The following is a 9,412-nucleotide window of genomic DNA, read 5'->3' as shown; positions in this document are numbered from 1 at the left end:
GAAGCCCCGGCGCTGATCGTCAACTCACCAGCGCCGCAAGGGCTGTGCGGTACGGGATGGGCAGATTGGCCCCGCTGCCGAGTCGCTGGATGAAGCCGGTGTCGAGGGTGGCGGTGAGTTCGTCCAGGTCGAGGGCGATCAGGTGGTCCGGGGGAGCGGTGGGCGTGGTGGGTGCGGGCGGCTGGGGCGGGGTGGTGTGTAGCGGCAGTCGGGGGCGCAGGGTCATGCCAGCGGGGCGGATCTCGTCCAGCGCCAGTTGCCGGCCTGCTTGGCGGCGGCGATGTCGCGGTCTGGCCGTAGAGCAGCAGGTTCGACAGCGGCGACCACACCATCGAGCCGCCGTGCCCGGCCAGGATCTGGAAGTCGCCCGGAGCCAGTGCGGCGCAGTGGATGCCCACCAGGCTGTCGGTGATGGCCTACTGGCCCGGCGGACCTGCGGCCGTTCTGAGGGGCCGCAGGCGCCTTCTGCTGGTGCGATGTCAGCTCAGCGGACGGCAGAGCAGCGCGTCCGGGACGCCGTACTGCAGCCACTGCCAGGTGTAGGCGACACCGGCGACGTACTCGTTGTCGGCGCACTGGCCCTTGTAGTACCCGGGAGCCCAGTCGCTGGCGGTCGAGCCGCCGCTGGTCGGCCGGTTGTCGCCGTGGTCGAACCAGACGTCATGGCCGCCGGTGGGCAGCGGGCGGCTGGACGGCGCGCAGAGCAGTGCCGACATGGCGTTCTTGTTGACGCTGTAGCCGACCGCGAAGGTGTTGTCGGGGCACTGGAGTTTGTTGTAGCCGGAGGCCCAGTCGCCCTCGGTGACATAGCGCTCGTCGGTGACGGTGGTGAACTGGCCCCCGGTGGTGGCCGGTTGGCCGGCGTCCGTGCAGAGGCCGCGGCTGTCGCTGCGGCCGAGGCCCACCAGGCGCTCGGTGTCGGGGCAGTTGCCCTTGCGGTTGCCGTAACTCCAGTCGCCCTGCGCCAGCATGGTGGCCGAGACGTCCTGGTCGCCGTGGTCGAGATCGAGCATGTTCCAGTGGTTCACCTGCGGCACCTGGCCGCCGTACGAGGGTGCGTTGACGAGCTTGTTCCAGTCGGCGGCCCGCCAGTCGCCGGGGTCGTTGAGGCTGAGCTGGGTGCCGCTGCTGGTGTAGTCGAGCAGCGCCCAGTTGTCCTGCGGGTTGCCGTTGGCATCGGTCCAGCCGACCAGCGGCCAGACGGCGAAATCGGTGTCGTTCTTCACCAGGATGTCGGTGAAACTGTCGAACCAGGCCTGCTCCTTGGTGTCGGTGGAGCCGCGCCCGGCCGCGCCGAACTCGCTCACCCACACCGGGGCGGTGAAGTGCTGGCCGGACTGGGTGACGAACAGGGCTTCCTGGTTGACCACTTGGGCGAGCTGGTCGGGGGTGAAGTCTTCGTAGCGCGGGTCGCTGGTGGCGCCCAGGCCGCTGCTGGCACCGGTGTTGGCGGGGCCGGTGTAGGCGTAGAAGTGCGCCGAGTAGACCAACTTGCCCGAGTTGATCAGGGTGTTGGAGAGGTTCGCGACCGGGGTGAGCATGGGTCGGCCGTGGGCGGTGATGGCGGTCGGGATGCCCTGCCAGTTGATGCCCTCCATGATGACCAGCATGTCCGGGTCGGCCTGGAGGATCTGATTGCCCGCCTCCTCGAACGCCGAGTACTCGTCATGGCTGTCACCCATGCCCCAGTTGGGGTCGTCCCAGGTGTCGCGACGCACCTCGTTGCGCAGATCGGCGCCCACCACCCGCTTGTTGGCCTTGTAGCGGTTCACCATGAACAGCCAGTCGGCCTCCCACTGCTGGGTGGTCTGGCCGCTGTTCCAGCGCTCGTTGCCGTCCAGCCCGCAGCAGAACCGGTAACTGGTGGTGTGGTTGTTGAGGATCACCGCGAAGCCGTCACCGGTCAGCGCGGCCACCACGGCGTCATAGACCTGGAGCGGCGTCAGGCCCTTCAACTGCGGGTTGGCGGCGACGGCGGAGTCCGGCACGGTGCTGGTGTCGTGGATCAGCGCATTGGCGAACGGCAGCCGGATGGCGTTCAGGCCGAGGCTGTGGAAGCCCGCCAGGATCTCGCCCATCGGCGCGCGGTCCAGGCCGAGCGGTATGTTGTGCGACACCTGTCCGGCCTGGTTGTTCGCCGGGTCGTTGACGTCCCCGCTTCCCTCCCAAGTGCCCTGGGCGCCCGACCAGTTGCCGGCCTTGAGCTTGAACCGGTTGCCGCCCGCGTCCACGATGTAGCGGCCCCGGGTACTGAGTGGGCCGGTCCAGGACGCGGACAGCTGGGCACCGGTCAGCACCGCAGTGGCCGGTGCGCTGGTGACGGTGGTGGCGGAGGCGGGTGCGGCGGCGATGCCGGCCGGACCGCCCAGCAGGGCCACGGCTGTGGCGGCCGCCACGATCAGGTGGCGGCGCAGTGCTCGGGTCGCGCGAGCCGGGCTGGCGGAAGTCACGGTAGGTGTCTCCAGGGGTGGGGTGTGAGGCAGGGGGATCGAGGGGCAGCCCCGGGTAGGGCAGGCCCGCAGCGCTCCGGCGACATGGTCGCCCAGCGGCGCGGCGAAAACCATAGGTAGCGGGGAAATCGGGGCACGCAACCAAACGCAACAGCGCTTTGAACGTCTCCCGGCGGGCACGTGAAATTCAGCGAAGGCGCGATGCGGAAACCCGGGCGAATCTCGCATTGACGGCAAGCGGTGGTGCCGACCAGTCGTCAGGAAGCAGCAGTGGCAATGGCATGCCGCCGCTGCCACACCCCCGCCGAGATGCGGGCCAGCAGGCGGGCGGCGGGATCGTGCACGTCCTCGCCGTTGGCCAGCGGGCCGGTGTAGCAGACGGCGAGCGCATAGGGCGGCGCGTCGGGCGGGTGGATCACCGCGGCACTGTGCCGCGCCCCGGGAAGCCAGCCGTTCTTCCCGGCCAGGCGGGTGCCGGACGGCAGGCCGGCCGCGAGGTCCACCCCGTGCGCGTTGTGCTCCAGCATGGCCAGCACCGCGGGCTCCAGCGACTCCAGCAGCAGGACCAGATCGAGCGCACTCACCCGGTTGTGCACCCCGGCCTCGCGGGCGGCCTTGTCCTCGATGCCCCGCGGCGTCCGGCTCACCGCCCCGGCCCGCTGCCACACCTGTGCGACGGCGGCCGCCCCGACCTGACTCAGGCACAGATTGGTCGCCAGATTGGAGGAGTGCCGCACCATCCGCTCGGCCAGCCAGCGCAGCGGCACCCGCTCGCCGAGGCGCTGCCACGGCAGCGGATCGCCGTCCCAGTCCCGGGTGTTGGCGTACTCGCCGCCGGTCACCGAGCGGTGCCGGTTCACCACCGGCACCGGCAGCTCCCAGTCGAGGCCGCTGCGGTACAGGGCCGCCAGTACGGCCATCTTCATGGTGCTGGCAGCCTCGTGCGGCACCCGCGCGTTGCGCAGGACCAACGGATCACGCCGCCAGGGCGCCACCACCACCGAGAGCACGGCCTCATGGTAGCCGCCCGGCCGGTCGAGAGGTCCGGTACTCGCCTGGTCCGTGCGGGTGAGGACGGGTTGGCATGGCTTGGGACGGCGCCGACCCCGCTGGCTCGCGACGGGGTCGGTCGGTGAAGGGGTCAGCTTCGCGCCCATGGGTCCCGCTCTCCTGGGCCATCCCGTGAGGCATGCCGGCGGCCGTGTGCGAATTGACGCCACTGCGACAACTCCTGCCTCTTGCTTAGCAGTTGACTCGGCAGGACGATGGCGGAGGGGTGATCGCCCATGCCGCGTCGAAGATCGCGCAGACCGTTGCGACTCGCCAGCCTGCTGGCCGTGGCGGCGTTGGCCCTCTCGGTCGCGGGGGCGGCCGGGGTAGTGCTGTCCCTGGTGCGAAGACCGGTGCGGTCCGTGTTCCAGCTCGCTGCCCCACCACTCGTCCTGCCGGCCCTGCGGGTGACGCCTGCCGCCACCCCGTCGGTGCTGCCACCACCGCGCGATGGTGCGCTCCGGAGCGCCGAGGATGACCTCAGGGACGACCCCGTCTACCTGCCGCAGGCCATCGACTCCGCCGACGCGTCCGCGATGGAGACCGTTGTGCAGGACGCCGGCGGCGGCCTCTACGTGGCCCAACTCCCGGCGCCCTCAGCACAGTTCGCCGGAGGAGCCCAGCAACTGGCCGACCGGCTCTGCCATGACCTCGCCCTGACCGGATACGATCCCAGCCCCACCTGCGTCATCCTGGCCGACCAGCAACTCTGGCTCTCCTCCGCCGTGTTGAGCAGGAGCGAGCTGGACGGGCTGCGGCGCGACGCAATCGCCCGCTTCCCGGCCGACCCCGAATCGGCACTCGGCGTGCTGGCCGCCTCGGTCGGCACCGACCTGGGCACTCTTCGCGCGAACGAGGCCGACGCCGCCGTGGCAGCGACGCCCGAACCGCTCACCCTCGGCGCCGGGTTGCCGCACCCGGACCTGCTCAAACGCGGCCTGCTCGGGGCTGCCGTGCTGCTCCTGCTCTGGCGGGCGATCGCCGTGCGGAGCGGGCGTGTCCAGCACGGTGGGCGGCACTGCTGAGCGTTCGGCGGGCGTTCGCAGTGCAGAGCGGGCACGCCCAGCACACCGGGCAGCGCCGCCGCGGAGGGCTCAGCTCGTCACCGGTCGCCCGAACGGCCCGGTGGCGCCGAAGGCGAGTTCGGAGAACCGCTCGGCGATGTGGCGGTGGGTGGCGGCGTCCGGGTGCAGGCCGTCGGGGAGCGGCAGCCGGGCGGCGTCGGCCTCGCCGTACAACTCGCGGCCGTCGAGGTGGTGGAGGTGGGGGTCCTCGGTGGCGCGCTGCTCGACGATGCGGGCGAGCTCGGCACGGATGACGCGCAGCGTGAGCTTCCCGGTCGCGGTCTCGGCGGGGTCGCCCGTGGCGCAGAAGCGCAGCTCGCCGGAGCTCAGGGCGGCGAAGTCGTAACCGGTGGGGCCGGGGGTGTCCTCGTGCATCGGGCACAGGATGGGGGAGACGACCAGCAGCGGGGTGTTCGGATGGCCCTCACGGATGGTGTCCAGGAAGCCGTGGACGGCTGGGGTGAAGGCACGCAGGCGCATCAGGTCGGAGTTGACCACGTTGATGCCCAGCTTGACGCTGATCAGATCCGCCGGGGTGTCGCGCAGCGCCCGGGCGGTGAACGGGTCGAGCAGGGCGCTGCCAGCCAGGCCCAGGTTGATGAGCTGCGCCCGCCCGGCCGCCGCGGCCAGCGCGGGCCAGGTGGTGCTGGGGCTGGCGGCCTCGGAGCCATGGCTGATCGAACTGCCGTGGTGCAGCCACACGGTGCGCTCACCGTCGGACAGTGGCGCCACCGGGCCGTCGGTGCGCAGGGCGACGAGCTCGGTGGTCTCGTTGTGCGGCAGCCAGATCTCGACATCCTTCTCGCCCGCCGGCAGGTCGGCGAAGCGGAGGGTACCGACCGGGCCGGGTTGCGAAGTGGCGGTGCCGGCGGCCATGTCGATGGTCAGGGTGTTGCCGGTGGTCAGGCTGGCCTGCCCGGCCAACTGGCCGTCGATGCGCAGGTCGTAGACGCCGTCCGGCCGGGGCGGGGCACCCGGGTAGACCCGCTTGGTGGCCAGGGCGTCGAGCTCGATGACGCTGGCGCCGGTGCGGAAGGCCAGCCGCACGCCGGACGGCTGGGACTCCGCCATGGCCAACTGCGGGTCCGCACACTGCGCGCGAGCCCGGGCGGGCAGGCGGTGCGGGAGCACGCCGTGCGCGGTGTGCTCCAAGTCGAGGGCACCGCGCAGCAGTTCGGCGGTGATGGGGGTGGTGGTCAGCTGGGTCGGGGTGCTCATCGGCGAATGCCTGTCCTGGGTCGGGGGAGGGAGGTCTGCCAACTCGGCAACTCAGTGCCTCAGTGACTTGGCGACCTCGCTCAACTCGACGATGAAGTAGGCCAGTTGCGGAGCAGGGCGTCGAGGGCGTCCAGGATCCGCGTCCAGGTCTCCTCGGTGTCGGGGGCACTGTGGCTGAAGCCGCCGCCCAGCTCAAGGCTGACGTAGCCGTGGAAGGTGCTGCCCAGTAGCCGCACGGCGTGCGTCTGGTCCGGCTCGCAGAGGTGGTAGCCGCGCAGCACCGCCCGGGTCAGCTGCGCGTTCCGTACGCCCGCGCTGGCGGCCGCGGTCTGCGGGTCCAGGCGGAGCTGGGCGGCGGCATAGCGGCCGGGATGCTCCCTGGCGTAGTCGCGGTAGACGTTGGCGAGGGCGGACAGGGCGTCCTTGCCGGACCGGCCGGCCAGCGCGGTGGCCGCTCGGTCGGCGAGTTCCTCCAGGGCGAGCAGGGCGATCCCGGTCTTCAGGTCCTGGGAGTTCCGCAGGTGCGAGTACAAGCTCGCGACCTTGACATCGAACCGGCGTGCCAGCGCGGAGACCGTCACCTGCTCGAAGCCGACCTCGTCGGCCAGTTCCGCGCCCGCCTGGATCAAACGATCCGCACTCAGTCCGGCCCGTGCCATCACCATTCTCCAATCTGACGAAAGCGATTATGTGCATGCCTAAAGCCTTTAGGCAAGCTCCATGAGCCGAAGAGTCCGGGCGTGGGGGAGATCGGCGGACGGCACCAGCTCGCACCGCTCAACCCGACCGCCCGAGCGCCGGTGAACCATCATCGTTGCCGCCCAGGACGCCGGCGTCACCCTGCTACTGCTCGCCCTCGGGCGGTGACGGGGGCACACCTTCGCGGCCCGCGACGCCGGCCCCTGCTGATTGGGGGTGGCGGGCCTGGGTAGGGGACTCAGTGATCGCGGATCGACCGCGACTCGTCGCCGCCTGCAGAAGTCGGGTGGCGACTCTCGATATCCCCCACGGGCAGCGGTGCGCAAGCGGCCGGCCCCGGGGCGTATCGCCTGCCATGCCCGGGAGATGAGTGCCATGCCGGCTTCGGCGACTGCCGTCGCCGAGACCACTGCCCTGAGGCCCGCGACCACGCCGATGCCGCCGCGCCCCAGCCAGGCCCGGCTGCGCACGATGGGCAAGGACGAGGCCCGTGAACTGAGCGACTCGCTGTTCGCCCGGCTGGCCGGGCTGGAGCGCGAGTCCGCGGCCTACAGCTATGTCCGCGGCACCATCATCGAGTTGAACATGCCCCTGGTGCGCTTCGTGGCCGGCCGCTTCCGGCACCGCCCGGAGGAGATGCAGGACGTGCTGCAGGTCGGCACGGTCGGGCTGATCAAGGCCGTCGACGGCTACGACCTCGACCGCGGCGTGGAGTTCGTGACCTACGCGATCCCGACCATCTCCGGCGAGATCAAGCGATACTTCCGGGACACCTCCTGGCCGGTGCGGGTGCCACGCAGCGTGCAGGAGCTGTACCTGGCGGTGGTGCGCGGCTCCGACCGCCTGCAGCAGCGCCTGGGCCGGGAGCCCCGCACCGAGGAGATCGCCGCCGATCTGGGCCTGGACGAGACGCAGGTGGCCGAGGGGCAGGCGGCCGGGCGGGTCTGCCGCGCGGATTCGTTGGACGCCCCGCACGATGGCGAGGACCCGGTGGGCAGTTCGCTGCTCGACCGACTCGGCGACCGGGACGCGGAACTCGAACTGGTCGACTTCCGCGAGGCGGTGAGACCGCTGCTGGCGGCTCTGCCGTACCGCGAGCGGCGTATCCTGGTGCTGCGCTTCTGGGACGATCTGACGCAGAGTCAGATCGCCGACCGCGTCGGGATATCCCAGATGCACGTCTCCCGGTTGCTGGCGGCCACCCTGAAGGAGCTGCGTGAGCGCCTCGACTCCGACTGACCATCCGACTGACCAGTTGACTAGTTGACCGACTGATCCGGACGCCCGGGCTCAGCCTGATCCGGATGTCGGGCCCAGTGCCGGTGCCGACGCAGCGGAGACGCCGGGCTCAGTGCCGGTGCAGGATCTGGGCACCGGTCTGCGCTACCCGGACCTCCTGCAGGGTCTCCGACCAGCGTCGGTCCGCGCGCTCGAAGGGCGTCTCATGGCGCCCCTCCTCGGGGGGCTGCCCAGCCCGTTCCGGCATTCTCACAGCAGGGCGTTTGTCCTGATGGTCGCCGGGCAAACGCCCCGCCGGAAGCACCGGAGGTGCGCTCTGATGGACGCGCGGAACGAGCAGACCGAGCCGGCGATGACCGTCTCGGTGCGGCCGTGGGCACACGGTGCCGTGGTGGCGCCGGAGGGCGAGCTGGACCTGGACACCGCGGGACTGCTGCGCGACGCCCTGGAGCGGCAGGTGCGCAGCCGGCGGCCGTACATCCTGGTGGACTGCGCCGGGCTGCGGTTCTGCGACTCCACCGGCCTGAGCGTGATCCTCAGGGCCCGCACGGCCGCGCAGGCCGCCGGGGGCGGGCTCGACCTGGTGGCGCCGCGTCCGGGCTGCTGCGGCTGCTGGCCCTGACCGGCACGGAGGAGGTCTTCCAGGTGCATGCCAGCGTGGCGCAGGCCGAGGCCACCACCCCTGATCGCGCCTGACGAACGGAGCAGCACATGACCACCCGTCAGTCGACCACCGCCGTGGACCAGGCCGGAACGTGCCCCGCGCGGTGCTGTTCGAGAGTGAAGCGGAGTGCTGAGCGGCAGTGAGGTGGGGCCGATGACCCGAGCGGCAGTGACAGGCGGACCGGGGGGCGAGGAGGCGCTGCGCAGGCTGCTGGCCGGCCTGACGGCCGTGCGCGACGGCGACATGTCGGTCCGGCTGCCGGAGAGTGCCGACGGGCTGCTGGGCGAGATCGACCGGGTCTTCAACGGCATGGTGGAGCAACTGGCGCTGATCGCGGCCGAGGTGACCCGGGTCTCCCGCGAGGTCGGCACCGAGGGCCGGCTCGGCGGCCAGGCCGAGGTGCCCGGCGTGCGGGGCGCTTGGGCTGAGCTGGCTCGCGGGGTGAACGCGATGGCCGGCCGCCTCACCGACCAGGTGCGCAACATCGCCCAGGTCACCACGGCGGTCGCGGAGGGCGACCTGTCGCAGAAGATCACCGTGGCCGCGCGCGGCGAGATCCTGGAGCTCAAGGAGACCATCAACACGATGGTCGACCAGTTGTCGGCGTTCGCCGACGAGGTGACCCGGGTGGCCCGCGAGGTCGGCAGCGACGGCATCCTGGGTGGGCAGGCGACGGTGCGCGGCGTGTCGGGTACGTGGAAGGATCTCACCGACAACGTCAATGTGATGGCGTCGAATCTGACCGGTCAGGTGCGGTCGATCGCCCAGGTGGCCACCGCGGTCGCGGAGGGCGACCTGTCGCAGAAGATCACGGTGGACGCCCGTGGCGAGATCCTGCGGCTGAAGGAGACCATCAACACGATGGTCGACCAGCTGTCGGCGTTCGCCGACGAGGTGACCCGGGTGGCGCGGGACGTCGGCACCGAGGGCAATCTGGGTGGGCAGGCGACGGTGCGCGGCGTGTCGGGTACGTGGAAGGATCTCACCGACAACGTCAATGTGATGGCGTCGAATCTGACCGGTCAGGT

At 71.2% G+C, this 9,412-nt stretch carries 9 protein-coding genes and 1 pseudogene; 4 read left to right on the top strand and 6 right to left on the bottom strand.

Annotation, left to right across the window (positions count from 1 at the left end; all coding sequences use genetic code 11):
• Positions 1 to 19: 19 nt before the first annotated feature.
• From P3T35_RS26935 to P3T35_RS26925, 3 genes are all read right to left on the bottom strand, one after another.
• Positions 20 to 226 (bottom strand): hypothetical protein, encoded by a 207-nt coding sequence (locus P3T35_RS26935; protein WP_143676683.1) that lies wholly within the window; start codon positions 224 to 226, stop codon positions 20 to 22.
• A 253-nt stretch (positions 227 to 479) separates the two neighbouring features.
• Positions 480 to 2,450, bottom strand: a complete 1,971-nt coding sequence (locus tag P3T35_RS26930; RefSeq protein ID WP_280708072.1) for a cellulase family glycosylhydrolase — start codon at positions 2,448 to 2,450, stop codon at positions 480 to 482.
• A 257-nt stretch (positions 2,451 to 2,707) separates the two neighbouring features.
• Entirely contained in the window at positions 2,708 to 3,460 is a 753-nt protein-coding gene (locus tag P3T35_RS26925) for a serine hydrolase (RefSeq protein WP_101384733.1), read from the bottom strand.
• A gap of 303 nt (positions 3,461 to 3,763) precedes the next feature.
• Here P3T35_RS26925 and P3T35_RS26920 point away from each other — a divergent pair, with 303 nt between their 5' ends.
• A complete protein-coding gene (locus P3T35_RS26920; protein WP_101378346.1) occupies positions 3,764 to 4,525 on the top strand; it encodes a hypothetical protein in 762 nt (253 codons plus the stop codon).
• A gap of 69 nt (positions 4,526 to 4,594) precedes the next feature.
• Here the strand turns inward: P3T35_RS26920 and P3T35_RS26915 are convergent, their stop codons facing one another.
• Together P3T35_RS26915 and P3T35_RS26910 are read right to left on the bottom strand one after the other, a co-directional pair.
• Entirely contained in the window at positions 4,595 to 5,782 is a 1,188-nt protein-coding gene (locus tag P3T35_RS26915; protein ID WP_180356242.1) for a GDSL-type esterase/lipase family protein, read from the bottom strand.
• Positions 5,783 to 5,862: 80 nt separating this feature from the next.
• The gene (locus P3T35_RS26910) at positions 5,863 to 6,441 is read right to left on the bottom strand and encodes a TetR/AcrR family transcriptional regulator (protein WP_101378345.1); all 579 of its coding nucleotides are present in this window, start codon (positions 6,439 to 6,441) and stop codon (positions 5,863 to 5,865) included.
• A gap of 415 nt (positions 6,442 to 6,856) precedes the next feature.
• Here P3T35_RS26910 and P3T35_RS26905 point away from each other — a divergent pair, with 415 nt between their 5' ends.
• On the top strand, positions 6,857 to 7,720 hold the full coding sequence (locus P3T35_RS26905; protein WP_280708065.1) for a SigB/SigF/SigG family RNA polymerase sigma factor: 864 nt from the start codon (positions 6,857 to 6,859) through the stop codon (positions 7,718 to 7,720).
• 121 nt (positions 7,721 to 7,841) lie between these two features.
• Here the strand turns inward: P3T35_RS26905 and P3T35_RS26900 are convergent.
• Positions 7,842 to 7,967, bottom strand: a pseudogene (locus P3T35_RS26900) (DUF6328 family protein); the annotation flags it as partial.
• Between the two features lie 72 nt (positions 7,968 to 8,039).
• On the opposite strand from P3T35_RS26900, the gene P3T35_RS26895 reads away from it, so the two are divergent.
• Positions 8,040 to 8,342, top strand: a complete 303-nt coding sequence (locus tag P3T35_RS26895; RefSeq protein ID WP_180356241.1) for an STAS domain-containing protein — start codon at positions 8,040 to 8,042, stop codon at positions 8,340 to 8,342.
• Between the two features lie 195 nt (positions 8,343 to 8,537).
• Positions 8,538 to 9,412 (top strand): HAMP domain-containing protein (locus P3T35_RS26890; RefSeq protein WP_280708062.1); only part of this gene is annotated, 875 nt, incomplete at its 3' end.

Origin of the sequence: Kitasatospora sp. GP30 (assembly GCF_029892145.1) — a bacterium.
GTDB classification, from domain to species: Bacteria; Actinomycetota; Actinomycetes; order Streptomycetales; family Streptomycetaceae; genus Kitasatospora; species Kitasatospora acidiphila.
This window is presented reverse-complemented; position numbering and strand designations above follow the sequence as displayed.